This is a genomic window from Hyunsoonleella flava (assembly GCF_004310325.1).
Taxonomy (GTDB): domain Bacteria; phylum Bacteroidota; class Bacteroidia; order Flavobacteriales; family Flavobacteriaceae; genus Jejuia; species Jejuia flava.
Genome location: NZ_SIRT01000006.1, coordinates 36,596 through 61,877 on the forward strand (window position 1 = coordinate 36,596; position 25,282 = coordinate 61,877).

Sequence of the window (25,282 nt, forward strand, 5' to 3'; positions counted from 1 at the left end):
AGCTAAATGGAAGTATCTTTTTTAATAGTTACAAAACATAGGGCGAAAGATTTGGCATTTACGCTAGATAAACTAAAAGCTATTGTTGACACCTCACAACATGAAGTCTTAGTGTTTGTTGATGGGTGTACAGAAACTGAAGCTATAATTGATGATTATGATTGGGTAAAATGGACGGTTTCGCAAGAAAGTATCAGTGCATCTCCTGCACGAAATTTATTGTATAAGAAGGGAAAAGGCAAAGTTTTTATCGGTTTAGATGATGATGCCCACCCTATAAGTGCAGATTTTATTAATTCGGTTTTTCATTGTTTTGAACAAGATGCTAATCTGGGGATTATTGCGTTTCAAGAAGTGAGAGGTTTGTTTAAATCTGATGCAGTGGCACTAGAGAACTCAAAACAGTTGGAGTCTTATTACACTAACGATTTTGTAGGTTGTGGGTTTGGTATAAAGAAAAGTGTCTATGAGCTCACCAGAGGTTTTCCCAATTGGATGGATATTTATGGAGAAGAATCAGTGGTAGCTCTAGAAGTTTTAGATTTGGGGTACACTATTTTTTACCAACCAGAAATAAAAGTTAACCACAGAGTGGATGTTCAATTAAGAAAAAAGAGAGGTAGAAATTATTACAGGTTTCAGCGTCAACTAAAAAATAGTATCAATTTTTATATTGTATATTATAAAAATCCATTAAAAAAAATAGCAAAAGTACTTTGGCATAACTTTGTTAAATATGCCTTGAAAGACACCACATATTTTATGGATTATTTTAAGGCAATATTTAAAACCATTTTAGGTTTACCAAAAGTTTTAAAACACAGAAAACCTGTAAAACCTGAAACCATACAAAAAAAACTAAACTCGCAAGGTCTAAAATATTGATAAAAAAGAAGTTAATGCTAGTAAAAATTTGCAGATACTATCCCTATCCTGATATAAAACGACAAACTCCAAAGCAATCTTTTAAATGGAAACATATTACGTTTACCGAGGAAGATGTAAAGGAGTGCGATTTTTTGGTGATTCTAGACTATCCAAAAACTGATGTAAAGGTAAAAGTAAATCCTGATAATATCTTGCACTTATGTTTAGAGCCAGCAAATGAGATTTCAAAATACCGTCAATATGCAAATAAGAAGGTATCCGTAATTTATAATCAAATAAACCAAGGAGGGAAATATGTATTGGCGCAACCGGCACTACCTTGGCATTTAGACCAAGATTATGATTATTTTAAACAATTAAAGCCTAAAGATTTACAGAAAGAAGACAAAATAGTTTGGGTCACCAGCAACCAGCGCACATCTATTCAGCATAGTAAAAGGATGGATTTTCTAGAATCTATTTCAGATTTGCCTTTTGTACATTTATTCGGAAGAGGCATTAAGGAAGTAGATAGCAAGTGGGATGTGATGAAATCTTCAAAATATACCATTGCCTATGAAAACTTTCGCAATGATTATTACTGGACAGAGAAAATAGCCGATTGCTTTTTAAGTTACAATGTGCCTTTATATTTTGGATGTGAGCGTATTGAAGACTATTTTCCTGCAGAGGCTATAATCCAAATTGATCCAAAGGATAAGCATATCAAACAGTTTTTAAAGGAAACAGTGAATTCTAAAACTTATGAGCATAAATTGGAAGCTATTAAAGAGGCTCGAGAACTTGTTTTAGACCATTACCAAATGTTTCCATTTATTACCAATCAAATTGATGCAATACTATCAAAAAGAGGTGCGAATTCATGTGATAAAAAAGAATTAATCCACCTCAAGGGCGGTAATGCATATTATGATAATTACCCAAAATCGCTGGATGTTAAAAAATTCATTAGAAAAGTAAAACGCAAATTTAAACAATAGAAACACGTTCTTTAAATGCTGTTCAACTCCATAGATTTTGCTATTTTTCTGCCTATAGTGTTTCTGCTATATTGGTTTGTAGCCAATAGAAATTTAAAGCTGCAAAATATAGTATTGGTTTTGGCTAGCTACATATTTTATGGCTGGTGGGATTACCGATTTTTAGCGTTGATAGTTTTTAGCTCTTTGGTAGATTATGGTATTGGACTAAAGTTAAAAAAAGAAGAAAAGCTTACCACGAGAAAAACCTTATTATGGACTAGCATTCTAGTAAATCTCGGGTTCTTAGGCTTTTTTAAATACTATAACTTTTTTGTAGACAACTTTGTAACAGCATTTTCATTCTTAGGTCAAAGCATTCAACCCAATACGCTTGATATTATTTTACCTGTTGGAATAAGTTTCTATACATTTCAAACGTTAAGTTATACCATTGATGTGTACAAACGAAAATTAGAGCCTACCCAAGATTTCGTCTCGTTTTTGGCCTTTGTTAGCTTTTTTCCACAACTAGTTGCAGGTCCTATTGAGCGTGCTACAAATTTATTGCCTCAGTTTTACAAAAAGAGACATTTTGATTACTCCGAAGCTGTAGATGGCTGTAAGCAGATACTTTGGGGTTTGTTCAAAAAGGTTGTAATTGCTGATAGCTGCGCGGAATATGCCAACCAAATTTTTAATAGTTCCTTTGAATATTCTGGGAGTACATTGTTTTTGGGAGCATTGTTTTTTACGTTTCAAATCTATGGTGATTTCTCTGGCTATTCTGATATAGCTATAGGCACAGCGAGATTATTCGGTTTTAATTTAAAACAGAATTTTGCCTTTCCATATTTTTCAAGAGACATTGCTGAATTTTGGAGACGGTGGCATATATCTTTATCTACTTGGTTTAGGGATTACTTATACATCCCACTTGGCGGAAGTAGAGGTAGTAGTTGGAGCAAGGTTAGGAATACTTTCGTAATTTTTATTGTAAGCGGTTTTTGGCATGGTGCAAACTGGACATTTATAGCTTGGGGATGTTTAAACGCCCTTTACTTTTTACCATTGATGCTTGGTAAGCGCAATAGAAAGCATCTAAATACCGTAGCTCAGAATAGTGTTTTGCCAAACTTAAAGGAAAGCGTAAGTATGCTACTTACTTTTTTACTTACAGTTTTAGCTTGGGTGTTTTTTAGAGCCGATAATATGGATCATGCCATAAGCTACCTTAGCGAAATATTTTCTGAGACTCTATTTACATTGCCAACAATAAGACCGAAGGATGTCATCATTCTTATTGTTGTTTTCATGATTATTGAATGGATGGGTAGAGCACAGCAATATGCTATTGAAGCAATGTTCCTGAAAAAAAATAGGGTGCTAAGATGGAGTTTTTACATGATTTTAATTGCCTTAGTTTTAATGTTCAGTAACGAAACTTCACAAGAGTTTATTTATTTTCAATTTTAGATGAAGCTATTTTTAAAACGTATTCTTCTATTTGGTTTGTTGTTTTTCTTAGTTGAAAAAGCGAGTCTCTTTTTGTTGAATTGCGCTAAAAATAATCAGTACGATAAACGTTTAGAATATGTTTTAGAGGGGCAAATGAATAAGGATATTATCATTTTTGGCTCTTCTATCGGAGCAGGAAATATTTTGGCTGGAGATATTCAAAAAGCTCAGGATTTAGAAACATACAATTTGTCCTATCACGGGTCTGATATTATATTTCATAAGTTTTTATTAGAGACGCTATTGAAATTTAATAAGGCACCTGAAAAAATACTTCTGGTTGTTGATAACCCGTTTTACTTTAAAGAAGCCGCTTTATCTTTTAGGTATGATATTTTAAAACCATTATCAGAGTATAACTTTATTAACGACGCATTGATAGAAAAAGATAATCAACCATATTACAGCAAGTTTTTATATCTAGGAAGATTGAATAAGGATATGTTAAGCTTCAAAAAAGTATCTAATAATGATAGTAATCCACTAGACAGTTTTGGGTCACAACCTTTATTGGATCTTGAAAAATATCCTTCAACTATTGAAAAAACAAAAAGCAACTATCAAAAAGACATAGAAGATCTGCTTAAGGTTAAGGCCTTTAAAGATATTCAGGATATGTGTAAAGAACATGAAATTGAACTCATTTGTGTATTTCCTCCAAGTTTCAGAACACATAACTCAGTTTTTATTGAACGATTTGAGCAACTTATTGATAAAAATGTTGCTAAAATGTTTGTTTATGATACATCGCTTGAAGCATATCTTGATAAACTTAACTATTACGACAACGCTCATTTGAACATTACCGGTGCGAAGCTCTTTACTTCAGAATTGAATAACTATTTATCCTCGCTAGACTAGTTAAAAAATATTAGGAGCTATTTTTCTTAAAATATCAGATAACAAATTACTATCTGTAAAAATGAATTTTGCCTGATATAACAAAAGGAGTAGCAAATTGATGTTAAATATTAATTCTGGCTTAATTTTAAGGGTATTCCATTTAAAATCTTCAAGCAGTTTATGAAAAAACAAGATGCCCAAAAACACAAATGAAGTGTACCAGCGTATTTCCAAACTAGTTAATACCACAAAGCATAATAAAAAAGTATAGCTCCAAAAAAACAAGAAAAACGATTTTGAAAACTTAAGATTGTCGTTCAAAGCCTTTCTACTTTTCAACATATAAAAACTAAAAGCGAGTATCACAAAAAGCCCCAGCCCAAAGAATCTAAAAAATATACTGTGAAGCGTAAACCATAATTCATTAAAAAACTCGCGAATGCTGAAACCCCAATTAAAAGTAACGCTTTCAATAAATGTTTTTGGCAAATGTTCGCTTCCATTTTTGTCTATGTAGTCTTGCAGTTCCTCCCAACTTATTCGACTGTGTTCGGGTATTTTTTCTTCGTAGATATAGATTTGAGATACGTAATTTAATTGAGCCCATGTAAGCCCGTTCTCCGGGTCTTTATTAATGGATGAAAGTGTTTTATTTGAAATTAAGGATGGCGCATGCAAACAAAAGCCAATAATTAATGCTGTTATACCAACTTTAAAACCTGTTTTAAAATCTTTCAAAAAGAAAAAAATATAACCTGGAATTATGATAAAAGCCGAAATTCTTGTGCCTATTATCAAACCAATGATTACGCCTAAAAGCAATATATTCTTGTTGTTTTTCTTTTTACAGCTATCATAAAGTAGCACAATAGAATATATTACCAACAAATGTAAAAAGTCGTCATTTATACCTTGCCAAAATATTCTGTAGGCTAAAAAGTTGATGGTTAGTATTATACTGGAATAAAAAAAGACCCCCTCTAGTTTTAGTTTGTGTTTGGCAAAGTTGTAAAGTAACAAAAGAGTTATGATAGTGGAGCTCAATGAAAACACCCTAAAACCAATTAAAGGATTTTCAAATAATATAGCGAAAGGATATGATAGTATATAGAACGAAGGTGATAATCCACCATTCATCCATTCTGAAAAAAAACCATTTACTTGTATATTACTAAACGCTTTTAAAAAGCTTTGTTCATCTCCATAAGGTATTTGCAATCTCATGAACGTTTCGGTCCTAAGTACAAAGTAAATTATTGTAGAAATAAAGGATATATCAAGTAATCTTCTTGAGTTCCAAAAAGATGTTTCAAGTGCTTTACGCATTACCAAACATTTCTTCAAAAGTAATTAAAATATGTATAAAGTATTCTGATATCAGCCTTGAAAAGGTCGAGTAGGTGGCCTTTTATCCATAAAAACATTACTTTCATCCTAAAAAAAGTGTATTTTAGCGATAATTACAGAAGATTCAATGATTTGCCTCTATGAAAAAAATCGGTTTTATCCCTTTAAGAAAAAATTCTAAAGGAATTCTTGGAAAAAACAAGCGTAAAATGGTGGGAAGACCACTTTTTACATGGGTTTTGGGAGAAGCTATTTTATCTAGCCTAGATACTGTTTATGTATACACCGATGACGATTCTATCATCAGTTTTATTGAAAAGGAATATCATTACACCGATAAAGTAAAGGCTTTAAAACGCTCTGATATTTCAGCAACCGATTCGGCTTCAACAGAAAGTGCCATGTTGGAATTTGCAGAGAAAACAGATTTTGATTTTGATGTATTTTGCCTATTACAAGCCACGTCTCCCTTTACAAAAGCAATGGATATTGAGAATTGTTTAAATGAAATAGACAATGGTAAAGATTCAGCATTAACCGTAGTAAAAACACATAGATTTGTTTGGAATGAAGATGGTACACCAGTAAACTACAACTACGAGAAACGTCCTAGAAGACAAGATTTTGAAGGTTTATCGATAGAAAATGGTGCTGTGTATTGCTGTAAGAAACAGGTGCTTCAAAAACATAAAAACCGACTGGGAGGTGATATAGCAGTGGTAAAAATGCCAGAGGAAAGTCTTCATGAAATTGATTCTGAACAGGACTGGACCGTAGTTGAGAATTTATTAATTGAAAGGCAAAAGCACACAAAACGTCCTGAAAAAATAACACACTTTGTGTTGGACGTAGATGGTGTATTTACTGATGGCACAATTTCTTATACCAAAGAAGGTGAGCACACTAAGAGGTTTGATATGCGCGATGGTATGGGACTTGAAATTTTAAGACAATTTGGTGTTGAGGTTATGGTGATGACAAGTGAGCAGTCTGAATTAGTAGCAAAACGTATGCAGAAACTTCAAATTCCTAAAGTGTTTTTAGGTGTAAAGGATAAATTTACCTTACTGCAATCATTGGCTGTAAGTCAAAAATTCTCGCTAAACAATGTGGCTTACATCGGTGACGATGTAAATGATATGACCAATATTTGTAGTGTTGGTTGGTCCTTTGCTCCAAATAATGCAATGGATGAAATAAAGCGAGTGGCAGATATAGTCCTGTCTAAAAACTCAGGATCAGGTGCCATACGAGAGGCGTGTCAATTCATTAAAAACTACAATAAACGTTTTTAGTTATAAACTCTATGAATACCTACAAACCCCCTTATGTTATAGCAGAGATTGGTTGTAATCACAAAGGAGATATGGAAATAGCCAAGGAGCTGATAAAAGTGGCTAAAATATTTTGTGATGCAGATGCTGTAAAATTTCAAAAGCGGAATAATAAAGAATTATTAACTGAAGCGCAGTATCATCAACCGCACCCTAACCCCGCAAACTCTTATGGAAAAACGTATGGTGCACATAGAGAGTTTTTAGAATTCAATTTAGAGCAACACAAGGATTTAAAAGCATTTTGTGAAGATATTGGTATTGACTATTCTACATCTGTTTGGGATGTAACATCTGCAAAAGAAATAGCATCTTTAAATCTTAAATTCATAAAAATCCCATCAGCTTGCAATAACAATGTAAAATTGTTAGAATGGCTTTGCGAAAATTATAAAGGTGAGATACATATTTCAACGGGTATGACAACCAAATTGGAGATTGATGATTTAGTGTCGTTTTTCAAAAATCATAAAAGAAATCAGGATTTGGTATTGTACAATTGCACATCAGGATATCCTGTACCGTTTGAAGATGTTTGTTTATTAGATATTAATTTGCTTATTGACAAATACGGTAGCGATGTAAAGCATATTGGCTTTTCGGGGCATCATTTAGGCATTGCAGTGGATGTTGCTGCATATACTTTAGGAGCCAATATTATAGAGCGTCATTATACTTTGGATAGAACGTGGAAGGGAACAGATCATGCTGCTTCTTTAGAGCCTATGGGGCTTAGAAAGTTATCACGGGATTTAAGGGCAGTTCATAAAGCTTTGAGTTTTAAGCGTCAAGATATTTTACCAATAGAACAAATTCAGCGCGATAAGTTAAAAAACCAAAAAGGCTAATTTGAAAGGTTTATGAAAAAAAAGGTCTTTGTTTTTTTTCCTGATGGTGTTGGATTAAGAAATTTTGCCTTTACCAATTTTAAGGATATTGGTGAAAAGATGGGTTTTGATATTACCTATTGGAATAATACAGTATTCTCGCTAAAAGACAATTTAGGATTCAACGAAGTAAAGATTGAAAATCATCAGTTACATCCTTTAACACCTATATATTCAAGGGCTAGAAAAAGATGTGAACTAAATGTGTCAAAAAGCAAGTTCAAGGATGATGTGTATCCTACCTACAAGTTTCCTTTTAATTACAAGGGTTTCAAAAATAGTTTTAAAACGCTATATACTAAACTTTTAATAGGGTTCTACAGTTCAGAAAAAGGTATAGAAAACATAAGAAAAAAAATAAATAATCTTGAACGTAAAAATCCCAAGTATGCTTATTGTAAGGCACAACTAGAAGAGCATAAGCCAGATTTAATTTTTTGTACAACTCAACGCGCTACACAATCTATTAGTGCCTTATTGGCTGCGAAGGATTTAGGAATTCCAACAGTGGCTTTTGTATATTCTTGGGATAATGTGCCAAAGGCGATGCAAGTTGTTGAGACCGATTATTATTGCGTGTGGAGCGAACACATGAAGCGCGAAGTCTTGCAGTATTATCCATTTGTAAAGGACGAGCAAATTTTTGTGACTGGTACCCCCCAATTTGAGCCGCATTACGATAAAAGTTTAAAATTGAGCAGAACAGAATTCTTTGAAGCCTATAATTTAGACATAAATAAAAAATATATTTGTTATTCAGGTGATGATGAAACCACCTCGCCTTTGGATCAGTATTATCTTGAAGATTTAGCAAATACCGTTAGAAGTTTAAATTCAAAAGGGTATAACTTGGGCATAATTTATAGAAAGTGTCCTGTTGATTTTACCTCAAGGTATAATGCTGTAATTGAAGCAAATAAAGATATTATTGAAGTTGTAGACCCCATTTGGAAACAGGTAGGAGAACATTGGAACGAAATATTGCCGGCTAAAGAGGATTTTAAGATGCTGTATAATGTTTGTGAGCATAGTGAATTTGTAACCAATGTGTGTTCATCAACAGTTTTTGATTTTGTGGCGCATGATAAACCTTGTATCTATTATAATTACGAGCAACCACAACTGAAAAAAGGCATTCGTGATATTGGTCAGAATTACAAATACGTGCATTTTAGAAGTATGCCTAGTGATAAAGCTGCAGTATTTTGTACTGATAAAAAGGATCTTGAAGGTTTGGTTAAAAACATTCTTGATGGCGAACTATCAAATGTAGCAGAAGGGAAAAAGTGGTACGAGGTTATTGTAGGTAAAACACCAACCAAAGCTTCTGAAACCATTTGGAAATCAATAGATACCATATTAAAATAAATGTTGGATAACTATTATAAAAATATAAAAGACAAGTTTTTAGTTGAAGACAATGCGCTTTTCAGGTTTGGCAGTATAGACGATGGTGGTTATTACTTAAATCCTAAGACGATTAAGGCTTCGGATATTCTGTTTAGTGGTGGTATTTCATATAATGTTGAATTTGAATATGACATATTTCGGTTTAACAAAGAGATTGACATTGTTATGGTAGACCCTACTGTTTCTGGTATAAAGTTGATATCTAAAGGCTTAGCTCGACTGTTTTTTAAAAAGCTAGATAAAACAAGATATTTGTTTAACACGCTCATTTTTAACTATCTTATTAAGCAGAAACGTTGCAGCCATTTAAAACTATGGTTAAAGAAGCCAGAGCGGATATTCAAACTAATAGAACCTAAAATTAATAGAGATAGCAAAGTTTTATTAAAACTAGATATTGAAGGAGGGGAATACGACTTTTTAGATGAAATAATAGAAAACTTAAATAGGTTTTCAGCATTGGTTTTTGAGTTTCATGATATGCATTTGCATCACGAAAAAGTATATAACTTCATTGAAAGATGCAGTACATTATTTAATTTAGTCTTTATTGAAGAAAATCCTTCTGGAGGATATGCAAGTAATGGCGAGCCAAAATGTGTTGAAATGACCTTAGAAAGACAATAAATGAATCATAATCAGCCAGAAATATCATTTGTCAGTCCTGTATATAGAGCTGAAACCATAATTGAAGAACTTGTAGAAGCGATTCAAAAAGTTATGGTAAAGTTGGGTAAGTCTTATGAGATTATTCTTGTTGATGACCGAAGTCCTGATGATAGCTGGAGCGTTATGACATCCTTGTCAACAAAACATACCGAAGTTAAAAGTATTAGGTTAAGTAAAAACTTTGGACAACACCCAGCAATTATGGCGGGATTGTCTCTAGCACAAGGGAATTGGGTTGTGGTTATGGATTGCGATTTACAGGATCAACCAAAAGAAGTAGAGAAACTGTATAATAAAGCACAGGAAGGATTTGATGTTGTGTTAGCCCAAAGAAAAGATAGAAAAGATGGTTTTTTCAAAAGATTAACTTCAAAAGTCTATGCCAAGATATATAGTTTTTTTACAGATACTAATTACGATAATACTGTGGCTAATTTTGGTATTTATAAACAAAAAGTTATAGCTTCTATCTTAGAAGTGAACGATTATATAAAGTATTTTCCGCTTTTTGTAAAGTTTGTTGGGTATGATACCACTGCCATTGAGGTAGAGCATGGCAGAAGAGAGGATGGTAAGTCTTCTTATTCCGTTTCAGCATTAGTATCATTGGCATTTAATACAATTATTTCGTTTTCTAATAAACCCTTAAAAATATTTGTGAAATTTGGAATGTTAATTTCCTTGCTATCATTCGTCTCAGGAATTTATACCATCTATCAGTATTTTCAAGGAAATATTGAAGTTTTAGGTTATAGTTCGTTAATTGTTTCTATATGGTTTTTATCAGGTGTTATCATCACCATCATTGGGGTAACGGGTATTTATGTAGGTAAGATTTTTAATCAAACTAAAAATAGACCAGTTTATATTATTGATAAAACGATAAACATAGAATAATGGGAATTACACTGTTTTTAATGTCAAAAAAAGGTTTAGCTGTTTTAAATTGTTTGATCGAAAACGCTTATTTAAAAGATATTGACGCTGTAATAGTAGGAACAGACAAAAATGTAATTAATGATTATAGTGAAGAAATTGTAGAGCTTTGCAAAAAAGAAAAGCTAACCTTTTATTATAGAACAGAAAATTTTACTGTAAAATCAGCATATAATATTGCCGTTTCATGGAGGTGGTTAATAGATTTGCCAGATAATAAAAAGTTAATTGTTTTACACGATTCTATTTTACCAAAATATAGAGGTTTCGCTCCTTTGGTAAATGCTTTGAAAAATGGTGAACAATATATAGGTGTAACTGCTTTATTCGCTTCAGAAGCATATGATACCGGAGATATAATATGCAATGAAAAAATTGAGGTACAGTATCCTATAACAATAGCTGATGCTATATCAAAGATAAGTACTTTATATCAGCGAATTGTTTTAGATATTTTCAAAGAAATAAAAGAGAATAGTAGTTTAGAAGCTACAGCTCAAGATGAAAGTAAAGCGTCTTATAGTTTATGGCTTGATGAGCAAGACTATAAGATAGATTGGAAAAAAGAGGCTTCTTATATTGAAAGATTTGTAAATGCTACAGGTTACCCATATAAAGGCGCACAAACTACTTTAAAGAATGAAAGTATAACAGTAAAAAAAGTTAAAGAAATACAGGATGTTGAAATAGAAAATAGAGACGTTGGTAAAACAATTTTCTTGAAGGAAGGTAAACCTGTAGTTGTTTGTGAAAAGGGGCTATTGCTAATAGAAGAGGCAAGTTACAATAGTACCAATAAAAGTATCTTTCCTTTAAAAGTATTTAGAAATAGATTTGAATGAAAATACCGTTTAATAAACCATATTTTACTGGAAAAGAAACCACGTATATAAAGGATGCTGTTGAGCGCGGTATGATTTCAGGAAATGGATATTATACAAAAAGATGTCAAACCTTTTTTGAGAACAATTTTGGGTTTAAAAAAGCACTACTTACTACCTCATGCACAGATGCTTTAGAGATGTGTGCAATATTGGCTAATATAAGCCCAGGAGATGAAGTTATTGTTCCAAGTTATACCTTCGTGTCCTCGGCATTGGCTTTTGTTAGGCAAGGTGCAAAAATAGTTTTTGCTGATTCTAAAGCTGATAATCCCAATATTGATGAAACAAAGCTTGAAGGGCTTATAAACGATAAAACTAAAGCAATAGTGGTAGTGCATTATGCTGGTGTATCCTGTAAAATGAACACTATTATGGCTATTGCTAATACATACAATTTATTGGTAATTGAAGATGCTGCCCAAGCTATTGGTTCAAAATTTAATGGTAAATATTTAGGGTCTATTGGGCATATGGCGACCTTTTCATTTCATGAAACAAAAAATATAATTTCGGGAGAAGGCGGATTATTGGCAATTAATGATGATCGATTTGTAAATCGTGCCGAAATTATTTGGGAAAAAGGAACAAATAGAGCAGAGTTTTTTAGAGGAGAAGTCAACAAATATGGTTGGGTAGATACCGGATCTTCTTTTTTACCTTCTGAAATTATAGCAGCTTTTCTTTGGGCTCAAATTGAGAATATTGATACTATTCAGAAAAGGAGATTGGAACTTTGGCATTTTTATAATGATTCTTTAGGAGACTGGGCTAAAAAACATGAGATCCAATTAATGCCAGAACCAAAAAGGGAAACCAATAATGCTCACATGTTTTATTTGGTTTGTAAAACAATAGAACAGCGCGATGCAATTATTCAACATTTAAAAACAAAAGATATCCTATCGGTTTTTCATTATTTAAGTTTACACAGTAGTGAGTTTTATAAGGATAAGCATGATGGTAGAACATTACCAAATAGTGATAAATTTTCAGAAAGATTATTACGTCTACCTATGTTTTATGAGCTTGATATAGCCAAAGTGGTAGAGCATTTAATTTCATATTAAATACAATATTTAGTGAAAATAGCCTTTTTAACACCAGAATATCCACATCCAAAAGTATCCTCGAGTGCAGGAATTGGTACAAGTGTAAAAAACTTAGTGGAGGCTTTGGTAGAGAAGGGGATTCAAGTAACCATTTTCGTATATCATCAAAATACATCAGCTGTTTTTGAGGAGAATGGTGTTGTTTTTCATATCGTACCCAAAAAAAAATTTAAAATTGGTACATGGTATTTTTATCGAAAATTTCTTCAAAATTATATTAACGCAACTGTTTCAAAAGAAAATATTGATATCCTTGAGGCACCGGATTGGACAGGTATAACTGTTTTTATGAAATTTAAAATACCACTGGTTATCAGATTTCATGGTACCGATGCTTATTTCTGTAAGCTGGAAAACAGAAAACAAAAATTCAAGAATTTTGTATTTGAAAAGGTAGCATTAAAAAAAGCGGTGGCTTTTATATCCCCAACCAATTTCACAAAGCAACAAACAGCTACATTATTTTCTTTAAATGAAAGCAAAATATCAGTAATTCCCAATGGTGTAGATCTTGATTATTTCAATAATGGAAACCCACATAGCTTCGAAGAAAAAACACTGTTATATATTGGTACACTTATTCGAAAGAAAGGTGTTTTAGAATTAGCGAAAATCTTTAATGCTGTAATCGAAGAGGAACCCGATGCTAAACTAGTGCTAATTGGAAGTGATAGTTTTGATATAAAAACAGGTTCTAATTCTACTTATAAATTGATGCTAGAGGCGTTTTCGGATGCAGCTAAAGCTAATACCAGATATTTAAGGAAAATACCATATTCCCAAATCAAAAATCATATTAAAAACGCTCATGTTTGTGCGTTTCCTAGTTTTGCTGAAACTTTTGGTATGGTAACAGTAGAAAGTATGGCATTACAAAAACCTGTGGTAAACACAAATATTGGTTGGGCAAATGAAATAATTGACGATGGCATCAATGGTTATCTAATTCATCCAACTGAAACAAAAGTCTATGCTGAACAAATCGTGCATCTTTTTAAGGATAAATCCTTATGTTTAAACATTGGAAAGTCCGCAAAACAAAAAGTAGAATCCACTTTTGATATAAAGAACATTGCAATCGAAAATATAAATTTTTATAAGGCAGTAATTTCAGAAAGCAAAGCATAAATGACTTTAAAAAGGCTAAAACAATTTTTGAGTAAAAAGAAGAAACAGATTATGCTGTTTTTATATTATTCAAAGCATTTTAGTTTAAAGCCTATTAAAACTAAGCAAATAGTTGTTTGCTTTGATGGATTGTTTCCTCATGGCGGGTTGGTAGATAGATTAAAAGGAATTGTCTCGTTTTATTTAATAGCAAAGGCATTGGGGTATGATTTCAAGATTTTGTTTGATACGCCATTCGAATTAGATGTTTTTTTGCAACCCAATGCTATAGATTGGAAGTTTAAAAGAAGCAATGTAAAATGGCATCCTACCAAAACTAGATGTCTATATTTTATCAATAATTTTAACGCAAACCCATTGGCCGTCATAAAGAAATCAAATGCGAGTCAGTTTTACGTTTATGCAAATATCGATTACTCCAAAAGTATTTTTCCTGAATTAAATCAAGACGATTTAGAAAAAAAATGGCGAGAAGGTTTCAACCAATTATTTAAGAAAAGTGATTTCCTGGAGGAAAAACTCAATACAATTTCAACAGAACCTTTTATAGCATTTCATTCTCGGTTTACAAGTTTAATGGGGGATTTTAAAGATACTACAAGCAAAAAGCTTTCAGCAGAAGAAAAAAATAGGCTATGCGATGTGCTATTGCAGATTATCAATAGAGTAAAGGCAGAAGAGCAACAAAAGGCTTATTTGTTCTCTGATAGTATTAACTTTATCAAGCACATAAAACAGCAAGTAGAGATTAATACAATTGAAGGCAACCCGTTTCATATGGATAATTTCGAAATGCGTTCAGGTATTGAAGGTCATTTAAAAACAATGATAGATTTTTTTATGATTTCAAAAAGTAAAAAAGTGTATTTTTTGAAGGTAAAGCCAATGTATAATAGTAGTTTTTCTAAATATGCTGCCATAATTGGAAATGTAAACTTTGAGTGTTTAGAGGTATGATGATAATTGTACATCAAGATAAAGTAACTACGGAAATATTAGATGCTAACCTGCATCCTATTGACGTTTCATGTGGAGAACGACCAGTTACTGAATCTCTGAAAATACTTTCCGAAAAATGTCCTGATGAGCTGATTGTTTGGTGCCATAAAAGCTACTTACAAGATTTAAATATATCTGAATTCCCTACTATTTTCCATCATAATCGAGTTTTGGCTTCATACAATCCTTCTGAGATAACTACTTTGCCAAAACAGATAGGATATATTGAACGTTCGTTCTTTCTAAAAATCAATAAAACTGTTAGCTATCCCACATGGTTAATGCATAGTTCTGTAGGCGGAGTGCATGCAAGTGTTATACATAATTTAAAAGACGACTTAAATTTCAATTTGGATTTTGACTATTTTTTAAACTCGTTGGCTAAAAGATCTATGGCGGAGGGTTTGTTTTGCTATTCTGAACCCAAGCTTATAGTGAAAGGTGCGCTTTTACAATATAAAGGCGAGAGAGCCTCGTCTTTTCAACTGTTCAAATTTGTAAAACAACATTACAAATGGGTTTGGGTATTTTTTCTATTTGCTTGTTTTTTGATTTATGAGAAAAAGTTGAAATTATTACCTCTTATAAAGTCATTGATTTACAAACAACTAAACACCAATTTTTCTTTAGAAAATATAGCCGTTAATTCAACCAAAACTGTTGTTAAAAACCGAGAAATAGATGTTGTAATCCCTACCATTGGTAGAAAACAATATTTGTACGATGTTTTAAAGGATTTGTCAAATCAAGCTTTAGTACCTAAAACTGTAATTATTGTAGAACAAAATCCTGTGATGGGTTCGGTTTCTGAACTAGACTACATAAAAAATGAAGATTGGCCATTTAAAATAAAGCACATCTTTACACATAAAACAGGTGTTTGTAATGCACGTAATGTTGGGATGGCACTTGTAGAAAGTGAGTGGACGTTTCTGGGGGACGATGATAACAGATTTAAACCTTCATTACTCAAAGATATTTTTGAAAATATAGAAAAATATGGAGTAACTGTAGGAACTACGGTTTATTTGCAACAAAATGAGCAACAAACGTATTTAAAAACGGCTCAAACTAGTATTTTTGGCGCAGGAAATAGTATTGTTAAATCTAGTATTTTAGACAAAGTTAAATTCAATTTAAAATATGAATTTAATTACGGAGAGGATAATGATTTTGGAATGCAATTGAGACATCTAGGTCATGATGTAGTTTACTTTGCAGATATAAAAATTACACATTTAAAGGCACCAATAGGCGGTTACAGAACTAAAGTGAAACAACTATGGGAGACTGACGAAGTGCAGCCAAAACCATCGCCTACCATTCAATTATTGTATCAAAATTATTTCACTGAACAGCAAATACTGGGTTATAAATTATTGTTAGGTTTACGTCTTTATAAAAGCGGCAAAATAAGAAGTCCTTTCAAGTTTATAAAACAGTATAATAAACAATGGCAGCAGAGTATGCATTGGTGCCATAAAATCCAGTCTTAGATTGATGTTAAAGCTTTTTACAGATACATCCTTTTTAACCGAACAATACAGATCCAAGTTGTTTCCGTTATTATTTGAATTGGTTTTCAAGGAAAATGAAAGTTTAATGCAATGCTATAAAATTGTCGATGATATAAAATCTGCTCATATTGTAGTGCTACCTATTGATTATAGCACTTTTTACAGTACATCCAGAAAGGCATTTACAGAACTAAACACAATTGCAAGAGCGCATCATAAAACTATTTGGACTTTTACTGCAGGAGACTATGGTTTTACTACCCATATTCCAAATATGTATACATTCAGGTCAGGGGGTTTTGATAGCAAGCTAAATAATAAAACATTTATTCTGCCAGCTTTTATTAACGATCCGTACAATTCATTTTTAAAACAAGGTTTTTCTCCACTCAAAAAACAAACTAAACCAAGTATTGGGTTTGTAGGGCATGCCAAATCAGGAATACTAAAGTATTTAAAAGAGTATATGAATTTCTTGAAATTTAAATTTGAGAGAACTTTCAAAAATAAACTTGCTGATAAACAATCGTTTTATCCATCAAGTGTTAAACGTGCCAAGTATTTAAGAGAGATAGCACAAAATAAGAACTTAAATACTCAATTTGTTCTTAGAAATAAGTACCGTGCAGGCTTAAATTCTAAATTAACACAAACTGAAACCTCTAAAGTGTTTTATGAGAATATTTATGAAAATGCCTATACGTTTTGTTTGCGCGGTGTAGGGAATTTTTCAGTGAGATTTTATGAAACTTTAGCTGTTGGTCGCATCCCTGTTGTTATAAATACTGATTGTAGATTTCCATTAGATCACAAAGTCGACTGGTTCAAACATTGTTTGATAATAGATAAAAATAGTAAAAAACCTGTATCACAACATATCTTAGAATTCCATAATAGTTTAACAGACAATCAATTTGAAGCTATGCAAGTTTCTAATAGAAATATGTGGTTAAATACTTTAAATAAAGAAGCGTTTTTTTTAGAGATTTACGAGCTTTTTAAATCCGAGTTAAAATAATGAGTTTACCGTTTTCACTAATAATATGTACTTATATGAGACCAGGAGCGTTGGTTGCACTCTTAGATTCGGTAAAAAAACAAACGCTCTATCCAAACGAAATTTTGATTATTGATGGATCAAAGAACAAGGAAACCAAAGCGCTTCATTTGGAGAGTAAATATAAATTCTTAAAGTATTTTAAGGTAGATGATGCAGTAAGAGGTTTAACAAAACAGCGAAATTTTGGTATAGAACAAAGAAGTAAAACCTCCGAAATTATTTGCTTTTTAGATGATGACGTCATCTTAGAACCTAATTATTTTAAGAATTTAATAGGGACATATAATGCTTATCCTGAAGCGCTTGCCGTTGGTGGATACATTACCAATGAAGTATTATGGAAGCCAAGAGATAAGAAAAATAACAAAGCAAAATTCTATTATGATGGATGGATGCGCAACGAACCCTTAAGGTTTAGAATAAGGAGGAAATTAGGTTTACAACCAGATGTCCCACCAGGTTATCTACCTACATTTGCACATGGGCGTTCGGTTAGTTTTTTGCCACCTTCAGGTAAAATTTATCAGGTGGAGCAGATAATGGGAGGTGTTTCTAGCTATAGAGTAAAAGTGTTTAAAAAACTAAAATTCTCTGCTTATTTTGAAGGTTATGGCCTTTATGAGGATACAGATTTTTCTTTACGTATTTCTAAATTGGGAAAGCTATATATTAATACAAAGGCAAAATTAGCGCATTATCACGATAATTCAGGTCGTCCAAGATACTTTAAGTATGGCAAAATGGTTGTGAGGAATGGGTGGTACGTGTGGCGTGTTAAGTATTCTAATCCAAGTTTTAAAACAATTTTAAAATGGGTTTCAACGTCTCTTTTGCTTACCTTTATTAGAGGCTTAAATATAATTAGTACCAAGCAAAAAAGACAGGCGCTTTTTGAAACATTAGGAAGGCTTTATGGTATTTTTACACTAGTTTTCACAAAACCAAAACCATATGTCGATGAATAATGTAAAGGGTTTTTTTTATAAGTTTTTGCCAAAATCTTTTATAGAAATTGCAAAACTAAAATATTACAACTTTCAAAATAGGAAGTATGTGTTTTCAAAAGAGTTAGACAATTATCATACTTCTGAAGAAGGGAAGTGGAATGCAATTACAAAAAAGCCATTATACTTTTTAGTTCATGACATTGATAAATATGAAAAATATTATAAAATTGAAAAAGACAATGTCGTTTTTGATGCTGGAGCAAATGAGGGGGCGTTGTCCATCATTTATTCACAAAAAGTTGGAGTAAGAGGAAAGGTGTTTTCATTTGAACCAGACTCGGTCAATACAGGGCTGTTAAAGAAAAATTTAGATTTAAACACTGAGGTTGAAAACATAGACGTTGTAAAAAAAGGACTTTGGAATAAGAGTGAAACGTTACAATTTTTTGAGGCTGGAAATGTAGGTTCCTCTATCTTTTATGAAGATGAAAAATCAAAACAAGTTACGATTCAAGGTATTTCAATTGATGATTTTGTAGAACTTCAAAACCTAAATAAATTAGATTTTATAAAAATGGATATTGAGGGAGCAGAAATAAAGGCATTGGAAGGCGCTGTAAAAACCATAGAAAAGTTAAAACCCAATTTTGCCATAGCTAGTTATCATATGGTCGATAAAAAGTTAACATATATTGCTGTAGAACGTTTTTTCAAACATCTGAATTATCCATTTAAAACAGAGTTTTTTGATGATGGAGAAATAATAGTGTATGCAGGAAATAGTGTAAAATAATAAATCCAGATAATGCGCTTTTTAATCATTACTCATGTCGTGCATAAACCTAAAAATAAGGTATGGTATGCGTATGCGCCTTATGTGAGAGAAATGAATTTATGGCTAAAGTACGTTGATGAGGTTGAAATTGTTGCACCAATAACGAATGAGCCGCCTTCTGTAATTGACATGGCTTACAAACACGACGATATTACATTCACTAAAATACCGTCAATAGCATTTATAACCTTAGGGAGAAGTCTTCTGTCATTACTTTCTTTGCCTTTAATTTTTTTGAAATTGTATAAAGCTTGCAAAAGAGCAGATCATATCCATCTACGATGTCCTGGTAATATTGGCTTATTGGGATGCTTGGTGCAAATTTGCTTTCCCAAAAAAGTTAAAACCGCTAAGTATGCGGGTAATTGGGACCCAAAGGCTTCCCAACCCTTGAGTTACAGATTCCAAAAGCGAATATTATCAAGTACAGGTTTTATAAAAAATATGACGGCTATTGTGTATGGCAAATGGCAAAACCAATCAAAAAACATAAAACCTTTTTTTACAGCTACATATAGCGAAACCGACAAAATTGAACCAAAAAATAGAAATTATTCAGGTGAAATTAAATTTGTGTTTGTGGGTAGTCTTGTAGAAGGAAAGAGACCTCTACTAGCAATTCATATAGTGGAACAGTTGGTAAAAAAGAACTGTAAAGTTACCCTAGATTTATACGGAGAAGGTGTTTTGAAACAGGAATTGATAGAATATTGCAATGCAAATCATCTAGATAAAAGTGTAGTATTTCATGGCAATCAAAAAAATGAAGTCATCAAACAGGTACTGCAAACAGCTCATTTTAGCATTTTGGCTTCAAAATCTGAGGGTTGGCCAAAGGCCATTGCAGAGGCTATGTTTTTTGGCGTTATACCAATCGCTACTTCCATTTCATGTGTACCTTTTATGTTGGATTATGGTAAGAGAGGTATTTTAATTTCTAGTAAATTGAATGAAGCTGTAAGTGCCATAGAAAATCATTTAAGGCAACAAGATGTATTGTTAAAAATGTCTAAATCTGCTGCGGTATGGTCGCAAAAGTATACTTTGGAGGCTTTTGAAGAAGAGATAAAAAAACTAATTATAACCTAATGAGAATACTGCAACTTATTGATACTATGGAGGCTGGTGGAGCGGAGCGTATTGCAGTAAATTTCGCCAATGCACTAGTTGGTGCTGTTGATGCGTCATTTTTATGCACAACAAGAAAAGAAGGCCCATTAAGGCAAAGTTTGAGCATAGAGGTAGGATATCTTTTTTTAAAAAGGAAATCTACATTAGATTTAAAAGCAATCAAAAGGCTAAATAAATTTATAAGAAATAACGGTATAACACACGTTCATGCCCATGCCACTTCATTTTTTATTGCCACTGTAGCAAAAATTTCACGTCCTAAATTGAAGGTTATTTGGCATGACCATTACGGACAAAGTGAGTTTTTGGATTCAAGACCAAAAACCGTTTTAAAGCTTTGTTCAAAATATTTTGATCATATTTTTTGCGTGAATTCTAAATTAAAAGCGTGGTCAGAGCATAATTTGAAAACAAAATCCATAGCATATTTACCAAATTTTGCGGAACTAGATGATTCTGAAACCCTAGTAACAGAATTAAAAGGTGTTTCAGGTAAACGCATTTTATGTTTGGCAAACCTTAGACCTCAAAAGGACCATTTAACGCTTTTGAAGGCATTTAAGGAAATAAATAAGGGTTTTAAGGATTGGAGTTTACATTTGATAGGCAAAGATTTTGAAGATGATTATTCTGAAACTATAAAGGCGCATATTGAAAACCAAGAACTTAAGAATAAAGTGTTTCTTTATGGTTCATGTCCCGATGTGTCAGCGACCCTAAAACAGTGTGAAATTGGCGTTTTATCTTCAAAATCAGAAGGTTTGCCAATCGCTTTATTAGAATATGGACTTGTTGGATTACCGGTAGTTGCTACAGATGTTGGTGATTGTAGCTTGGTAATATCAAACAATAGGGAAGGGCAGTTGGTAGAGCCACAAAATAGTTTTGAATTAAAAAATGCGATTGAATTATATATTAATAACCCTGAAAAAGCTAAATTGGCAGGAGAACATTTGAAATTAAAGGTATTAAAGGATTTTTCAAATCAAACTATTATTAAAAAAGTAATAGATACCTATCAATCTATTTAAGAATTGATGACCAAATCAGAATATATTAATAAGCGAATAGAGCTTCTATTTAAATCGGTTTACGTTAAAATAGCTCTTGCGTTAATGGTCATTTCATATTTCTATAATCTGCCTGCTTTAAAGTATAGTGCCATAGGCGAAAACGAGCTTAGACTCTATGATATTACAGGTTTGGTAATATTGTTTATTGTATTTAATAATCTCAAGCTATTTAGGGTTTATATTAAATCTAAGTCTTATTTTAAATACATGCATACCTTCATTTTATGGGCTGGATTTAGTTTAATATTCAACTTAATATTTAGCCTATATAAGGCGAGACCTTTGTGGTTTGTTCAAACCTGTCTGTATTACTACCACCTTATAGTGTTTTTTTATACAGCTATACTTATGGCGATGTATTTACGAAAACGCTCTAATTATAAAACTGCGGCGAGCTTAGTGCTTATATTGGCGATTGCCGAAGGGCTCTTAGTTTTTGCTCAACATGCAGGTCTTGTACCATTTTTATGGAATGACGTTTATAAAATGTCCTATGGAGGTTTTTTATCTGGCGCATTGGGTCCCAATAAAATAAACCTTGGTATGAATATGTTATTCTCATTCGTATTTGCCACAGGTCTTTTATTACAACCTCAATTAAAAATCAATAAAATATTAAATATTAGTGCTTTGCTAATTTCATTTGCTACAATTGGGGTTTCAGGTTCAAGAACAACATATTTAGCTCTCATAGTTTTTATTTGCTATTTATTTGTGTTAAGAACAAGGAAGTTTTTTGGACTATCGTTAATCATTTCTTTGGGAGTAATAGTAGCATTCTTCCTAAATTTAGAACTTATTGAAACCATTACTACTACAATAGAAAACAGGGTGGTTAATAAAGTGAGCGACCCGCGTTTACTTACAGGTCAAAACTTGGATGTAGGGGAGCTTTATGAGGATTTAGGCTCAGGACGAAAACAGTTATCTATACGTTATTTGTATTATCTTTTAGAGAATCCATTAATCATACCTTTAGGCATCGGATTAAACAATAGACTACTCATACAATTTTCAGCTCATAATATTTATTTAAGTCTAATTAACGAAGTAGGTTTGGTAGGCCTATTCTTTTATTTTAAGTGGATAAGTAATTATTTGTTCCTTAAATTTGGAAGAGCAAAGTCATTAAAATCAGTTTTAAATGGCTTAATAGTTGCCATGTTGGTAACCTTGTTTTTTGGCGAACATTTATATATTTACCGTTCGTTATTTACTATTTTAGGATACTTTTTGTTAATCACAGTGATGTTGATAGCACCACGTTATTATTTTTTGAATGCTAGAAAAAAGTAAAATAGCCGTAGTTATACCTTACTACAATGCCGCCCAACATATACAAAATGTGGTTAATAAGTTGCCAGACTTTATAAGCACTATTTATATAGTAGATGATTGCGGTAATGAGCCGATACCTAATATTTTGAATGAAAACAATAAAGTTGTTATTATTAAAAATGAAACCAATTTAGGTGTTGGAGGTGCTACAAAAGAAGGTTTTAAAAAGGCTATTGCCGATAAGATGGATATAATTGTAAAAGTTGATGCAGATGACCAAATGGATACCAGCTACATAAAGGATTTAGTGCAGCCGTTAATTGATGAAAAATCTGAGTATGCCAAAGGAAATAGGTTCAGGGATTTTAAGGCATTACATAGTATGCCATTTACCAGGAAAATAGGGAATCTGCTATTGTCATTTTTAGTGAAAGCAGCCACCGGATATTGGAATAATTTTGACCCAACCAACGGTTTCTTTGCTGTTGAAGTTAAAACCCTCAAGAATTTAAACTTCAAGAATATTTCAAATCGTTATTACTTCGAAACATCTTTAATTGCTGAATTATATTTTCAAGAGGCTAGAATAAGTGATGTTCCCATGCCTGCTATTTATGCAGATGAAACCTCTAATATGAGCGTTTGGAAAATGCCTTTTGTATTTTTACCAAGGCTTTTTAAAACATTCGTGAAACGTATCGTGAAAACTTATTTTGTTTATGATTTTAACATGTCATCAGTGTATTTGCTTCTAGGAATACCGTTATTTTTATTTGGATTCATTTACGGGATTTATACATGGTGGTTTTATAGTTCAAAAGATATCTTCGCACCAACAGGAACCATAATGCTAGTAACGCTTACCATAATTTTAGGATTTCAATTATTGCTTCAGGCCATACATTATGATATCATAAAAGCTCCTAAATCTGCAAAATGAAAACGCTAAATAAGCAAAAAATAGCTCTGGTAATTGGTTTAAATTTAACCATAGCAGTTGCTTATTATTTAGACAATTTGAACGCAAACTATAGCGAGTTGTCTTCTGATATTCAAAATATTATTCCGGTAGCCCAAAAGTTTGATAATCCAGAGCTTTTTAAAAATGACTTGTATGTAAACGATATTAATAATGTGAAGTACTACACTCCGTTTTATGTTCAAACACTTAGGTTTATTGCAAAATTCACAAACAATAACTATGTACAAGCTATAAACGTTTTAGGTTTTATTTGTCATTTGCTTTTTGGCATTCTTTGGTTTTTTTTATTGTATAAATTTGTTAACAATTATTGGGCGGCTCTTCTGGTATCTGTTATGATTAGAGGAGTTGTGTGGTTGCCAGGACTAGAAATTTGGGGTATTTCAGATTTGTGGACTATCATGCCCAGAACTGTCTACATTACATTACTACCCATACCTTATTTATTAATTTCAAAAAAGTTTCAGAATTTAGTTTTGGCAAGTTTTGCCATTGGATTAATCTTTAATTTTCATCCTATTACAGGTCTTGGAGGCGTTTTAGCTTTTATATTGTTTGTAGGGCTTTTATTAAAATATTATTCAGATTATAGAGGCGTCTTCTCATTTTCAAAATTACTGCTTTTAATTACAGCACTATGTTTAGGAGTTTTGCCATTTGTTCTTACCTATTTTGGAAAAACATCAGCTGAAGTAACCTATGATTTGAATGCTTTTAATGAAGCATTTATTATTAGAATCCCAGAGTATTTCAGGAATCCTATTTTGTTCTTAAAGCAATGGCTTAGTTTTAAAAGCTTATTTTTCATTGTACCATTAATATGCTTTTTGATTATTGCAGTCAAGACAAAATCAGATATTAGAAAGCCTAAAATACTGTTGATGTTGACCATTTTACTCGTTGTAATTCCTAGTTTAAGTATTCCCGTAGAGCGAGCTATCAATAGCACGTTTGATATGAATTTAAGAATGTCTTTTCAATTAATACGCATGCAAAAAGTTGCTATTATTCCTGGTTTTTTTGCTTTAGCGTATGTGTTAGACTATCTATTTTCTAAAGCAGTACCTCAAAAAGTGTTACCCGTAGTTTTTGCATTATATATGTGCTTATTAGTATTTAGTGAAAGTGATGCATTTACATCAATACCTTTTTTTGGTGATGACATTTCAAAATCAATTTTACCTCATAACCTAAGTGCATTTACTACAGAGAAAGATAAGGAATTAGCAATAGATAAAATGGCAAAATTTATTGCTGAAAACACTAATATTGATGACGTTATCTGTGGTAGCTACATATTAAGAGGTGCCACCAAAAGATCTATAATTTTTGATGGAAAAGGAACTTCAATGCTTATTGAAGGTAACCCAAAACGTTTTATGGAGTGGCAAGAACGTCTGCAAAAAATCAATAATTTTAAAACCATGGATGAGGTCATAAATTATCTCAAATTATTTGGGACAGATTATTATGTAACACCCAATAAGATTGAACAATGTGAACTAATCCATACGGAAGGAAAATTAAAACTATATAAGCTCTAGTTTC

The 25,282-nt window shown here is 32.2% G+C and carries 23 protein-coding genes; 22 read left to right on the top strand and 1 reads right to left on the bottom strand.

The features are described from left to right. Nucleotides 1-6 precede the first annotated feature (6 nt). From EYD45_RS08755 to EYD45_RS08770, 4 genes are read left to right on the top strand one after another with little or no spacing between them, the layout of a single operon-like run. Nucleotides 7-885 (top strand): glycosyltransferase family 2 protein, encoded by an 879-nt coding sequence (locus EYD45_RS08755; RefSeq protein WP_130964164.1) that lies wholly within the window; start codon nt 7-9, stop codon nt 883-885. A gap of 14 nt (nt 886-899) precedes the next feature. Beyond that, nucleotides 900-1,868, top strand: a complete 969-nt coding sequence (locus tag EYD45_RS08760; RefSeq protein WP_130964165.1) for a glycosyltransferase family 10 domain-containing protein — start codon at nt 900-902, stop codon at nt 1,866-1,868. Nucleotides 1,869-1,883: 15 nt separating this feature from the next. After that, entirely contained in the window at nt 1,884-3,323 is a 1,440-nt protein-coding gene (locus EYD45_RS08765) for an MBOAT family O-acyltransferase (protein ID WP_130964166.1), read from the top strand. Further along, nucleotides 3,324-4,226, top strand: coding sequence for a hypothetical protein (locus tag EYD45_RS08770; RefSeq protein ID WP_130964167.1), 903 nt, complete (start codon nt 3,324-3,326; stop codon nt 4,224-4,226). On the opposite strand, the gene EYD45_RS08775 is transcribed toward EYD45_RS08770, so the two are convergent. Beyond that, nucleotides 4,227-5,432: a glycosyltransferase family 39 protein gene (locus EYD45_RS08775; RefSeq protein ID WP_165453911.1), complete on the bottom strand. Its 1,206-nt coding sequence runs from the start codon at nt 5,430-5,432 to the stop codon at nt 4,227-4,229. A gap of 263 nt (nt 5,433-5,695) precedes the next feature. Between EYD45_RS08775 and EYD45_RS08780 the strand changes: the two genes are divergently transcribed. Genes EYD45_RS08780 through EYD45_RS08865 form a run of 18 tightly spaced genes read left to right on the top strand, consistent with a single transcriptional unit; the run spans nt 5,696 to nt 25,278 of the window. Then, nucleotides 5,696-6,850 carry an acylneuraminate cytidylyltransferase gene (locus EYD45_RS08780; RefSeq protein ID WP_130964169.1) on the top strand — a complete coding sequence of 385 codons (1,155 nt, stop codon included), beginning with the start codon at nt 5,696-5,698 and terminating at the stop codon, nt 6,848-6,850. 11 nt (nt 6,851-6,861) lie between these two features. Next, nucleotides 6,862-7,737, top strand: a complete 876-nt coding sequence (locus tag EYD45_RS08785) for an N-acetylneuraminate synthase family protein (RefSeq protein WP_130964170.1) — start codon at nt 6,862-6,864, stop codon at nt 7,735-7,737. A 12-nt stretch (nt 7,738-7,749) separates the two neighbouring features. Next, nucleotides 7,750-9,144, top strand: a complete 1,395-nt coding sequence (locus EYD45_RS08790) for a glycosyltransferase family protein (RefSeq protein WP_130964171.1) — start codon at nt 7,750-7,752, stop codon at nt 9,142-9,144. After that, nucleotides 9,145-9,813, top strand: a complete 669-nt coding sequence (locus EYD45_RS08795) for a class I SAM-dependent methyltransferase (protein WP_130964172.1) — start codon at nt 9,145-9,147, stop codon at nt 9,811-9,813. It abuts the gene before it with no gap. Beyond that, nucleotides 9,814-10,752 (top strand): glycosyltransferase family 2 protein, encoded by a 939-nt coding sequence (locus EYD45_RS08800; protein WP_130964173.1) that lies wholly within the window; start codon nt 9,814-9,816, stop codon nt 10,750-10,752. Beyond that, nucleotides 10,752-11,633, top strand: coding sequence for a methionyl-tRNA formyltransferase (locus EYD45_RS08805; protein ID WP_130964174.1), 882 nt, complete (start codon nt 10,752-10,754; stop codon nt 11,631-11,633). The genes EYD45_RS08800 and EYD45_RS08805 overlap by 1 nt, the downstream gene beginning before the upstream one ends. Continuing rightward, nucleotides 11,630-12,742, top strand: a complete 1,113-nt coding sequence (gene rffA, locus EYD45_RS08810) for a dTDP-4-amino-4,6-dideoxygalactose transaminase (RefSeq protein ID WP_130964175.1) — start codon at nt 11,630-11,632, stop codon at nt 12,740-12,742. The genes EYD45_RS08805 and rffA overlap by 4 nt, the downstream gene beginning before the upstream one ends. A 12-nt stretch (nt 12,743-12,754) precedes the next feature. Further along, nucleotides 12,755-13,912 carry a glycosyltransferase family 4 protein gene (locus EYD45_RS08815; protein ID WP_130964176.1) on the top strand — a complete coding sequence of 386 codons (1,158 nt, stop codon included), beginning with the start codon at nt 12,755-12,757 and terminating at the stop codon, nt 13,910-13,912. 27 nt (nt 13,913-13,939) lie between these two features. Further along, nucleotides 13,940-14,869 (top strand): hypothetical protein, encoded by a 930-nt coding sequence (locus tag EYD45_RS08820; RefSeq protein ID WP_130964177.1) that lies wholly within the window; start codon nt 13,940-13,942, stop codon nt 14,867-14,869. Beyond that, the gene (locus tag EYD45_RS08825) at nt 14,866-16,407 is read left to right on the top strand and encodes a glycosyltransferase family 2 protein (protein ID WP_130964178.1); all 1,542 of its coding nucleotides are present in this window, start codon (nt 14,866-14,868) and stop codon (nt 16,405-16,407) included. Before EYD45_RS08820 ends, EYD45_RS08825 begins: the two co-directional genes overlap by 4 nt. Nucleotides 16,408-16,411: 4 nt before the next feature. Then, nucleotides 16,412-17,446, top strand: a complete 1,035-nt coding sequence (locus EYD45_RS08830; protein WP_130964179.1) for a hypothetical protein — start codon at nt 16,412-16,414, stop codon at nt 17,444-17,446. Continuing rightward, on the top strand, nt 17,446-18,453 hold the full coding sequence (locus EYD45_RS08835) for a glycosyltransferase family 2 protein (RefSeq protein WP_130964180.1): 1,008 nt from the start codon (nt 17,446-17,448) through the stop codon (nt 18,451-18,453). The genes EYD45_RS08830 and EYD45_RS08835 overlap by 1 nt, the downstream gene beginning before the upstream one ends. Beyond that, nucleotides 18,446-19,228: an FkbM family methyltransferase gene (locus tag EYD45_RS08840; RefSeq protein ID WP_165453912.1), complete on the top strand. Its 783-nt coding sequence runs from the start codon at nt 18,446-18,448 to the stop codon at nt 19,226-19,228. Before EYD45_RS08835 ends, EYD45_RS08840 begins: the two co-directional genes overlap by 8 nt. Before the next feature lie 12 nt (nt 19,229-19,240). Continuing rightward, nucleotides 19,241-20,359, top strand: coding sequence for a glycosyltransferase family 4 protein (locus EYD45_RS08845; RefSeq protein WP_130964182.1), 1,119 nt, complete (start codon nt 19,241-19,243; stop codon nt 20,357-20,359). Beyond that, nucleotides 20,359-21,432 carry a glycosyltransferase gene (locus EYD45_RS08850; protein WP_130964183.1) on the top strand — a complete coding sequence of 358 codons (1,074 nt, stop codon included), beginning with the start codon at nt 20,359-20,361 and terminating at the stop codon, nt 21,430-21,432. Before EYD45_RS08845 ends, EYD45_RS08850 begins: the two co-directional genes overlap by 1 nt. A gap of 6 nt (nt 21,433-21,438) precedes the next feature. After that, nucleotides 21,439-22,770 (top strand): O-antigen ligase family protein, encoded by a 1,332-nt coding sequence (locus EYD45_RS08855; RefSeq protein ID WP_130964184.1) that lies wholly within the window; start codon nt 21,439-21,441, stop codon nt 22,768-22,770. Beyond that, the gene (locus EYD45_RS08860; RefSeq protein WP_130964185.1) at nt 22,754-23,692 is read left to right on the top strand and encodes a glycosyltransferase family 2 protein; all 939 of its coding nucleotides are present in this window, start codon (nt 22,754-22,756) and stop codon (nt 23,690-23,692) included. The genes EYD45_RS08855 and EYD45_RS08860 overlap by 17 nt, the downstream gene beginning before the upstream one ends. Further along, nucleotides 23,689-25,278 (top strand): hypothetical protein, encoded by a 1,590-nt coding sequence (locus EYD45_RS08865; RefSeq protein WP_130964186.1) that lies wholly within the window; start codon nt 23,689-23,691, stop codon nt 25,276-25,278. Before EYD45_RS08860 ends, EYD45_RS08865 begins: the two co-directional genes overlap by 4 nt. Nucleotides 25,279-25,282: the final 4 nt, after the last annotated feature.

Excerpts from the sequence above, each read along its gene's own strand:
- EYD45_RS08800 (WP_130964173.1), top strand. The coding sequence starts at position 9,814 with ATGAATCATAATCAGCCAGAAATATCATTTGTCAGTCCTGTATATAGA.
- EYD45_RS08835 (WP_130964180.1), top strand. The coding sequence starts at position 17,446 with ATGAGTTTACCGTTTTCACTAATAATATGTACTTATATGAGACCAGGA.
- EYD45_RS08755 (WP_130964164.1), top strand. The coding sequence starts at position 7 with ATGGAAGTATCTTTTTTAATAGTTACAAAACATAGGGCGAAAGATTTG.
- EYD45_RS08780 (WP_130964169.1), top strand. The coding sequence starts at position 5,696 with ATGAAAAAAATCGGTTTTATCCCTTTAAGAAAAAATTCTAAAGGAATT.
- rffA (WP_130964175.1), top strand. The coding sequence starts at position 11,630 with ATGAAAATACCGTTTAATAAACCATATTTTACTGGAAAAGAAACCACG.
- EYD45_RS08865 (WP_130964186.1), top strand. The coding sequence starts at position 23,689 with ATGAAAACGCTAAATAAGCAAAAAATAGCTCTGGTAATTGGTTTAAAT.
- EYD45_RS08765 (WP_130964166.1), top strand. The coding sequence starts at position 1,884 with ATGCTGTTCAACTCCATAGATTTTGCTATTTTTCTGCCTATAGTGTTT.
- EYD45_RS08830 (WP_130964179.1), top strand. The coding sequence starts at position 16,412 with ATGTTAAAGCTTTTTACAGATACATCCTTTTTAACCGAACAATACAGA.
- EYD45_RS08775 (WP_165453911.1), bottom strand. The coding sequence starts at position 5,432 with ATGAGATTGCAAATACCTTATGGAGATGAACAAAGCTTTTTAAAAGCG.
- EYD45_RS08785 (WP_130964170.1), top strand. The coding sequence starts at position 6,862 with ATGAATACCTACAAACCCCCTTATGTTATAGCAGAGATTGGTTGTAAT.
- EYD45_RS08770 (WP_130964167.1), top strand. The coding sequence starts at position 3,324 with ATGAAGCTATTTTTAAAACGTATTCTTCTATTTGGTTTGTTGTTTTTC.
- EYD45_RS08805 (WP_130964174.1), top strand. The coding sequence starts at position 10,752 with ATGGGAATTACACTGTTTTTAATGTCAAAAAAAGGTTTAGCTGTTTTA.
- EYD45_RS08790 (WP_130964171.1), top strand. The coding sequence starts at position 7,750 with ATGAAAAAAAAGGTCTTTGTTTTTTTTCCTGATGGTGTTGGATTAAGA.
- EYD45_RS08825 (WP_130964178.1), top strand. The coding sequence starts at position 14,866 with ATGATGATAATTGTACATCAAGATAAAGTAACTACGGAAATATTAGAT.
- EYD45_RS08855 (WP_130964184.1), top strand. The coding sequence starts at position 21,439 with ATGACCAAATCAGAATATATTAATAAGCGAATAGAGCTTCTATTTAAA.
- EYD45_RS08860 (WP_130964185.1), top strand. The coding sequence starts at position 22,754 with ATGCTAGAAAAAAGTAAAATAGCCGTAGTTATACCTTACTACAATGCC.
- EYD45_RS08845 (WP_130964182.1), top strand. The coding sequence starts at position 19,241 with ATGCGCTTTTTAATCATTACTCATGTCGTGCATAAACCTAAAAATAAG.
- EYD45_RS08760 (WP_130964165.1), top strand. The coding sequence starts at position 900 with ATGCTAGTAAAAATTTGCAGATACTATCCCTATCCTGATATAAAACGA.
- EYD45_RS08840 (WP_165453912.1), top strand. The coding sequence starts at position 18,446 with ATGAATAATGTAAAGGGTTTTTTTTATAAGTTTTTGCCAAAATCTTTT.
- EYD45_RS08850 (WP_130964183.1), top strand. The coding sequence starts at position 20,359 with ATGAGAATACTGCAACTTATTGATACTATGGAGGCTGGTGGAGCGGAG.
- EYD45_RS08795 (WP_130964172.1), top strand. The coding sequence starts at position 9,145 with ATGTTGGATAACTATTATAAAAATATAAAAGACAAGTTTTTAGTTGAA.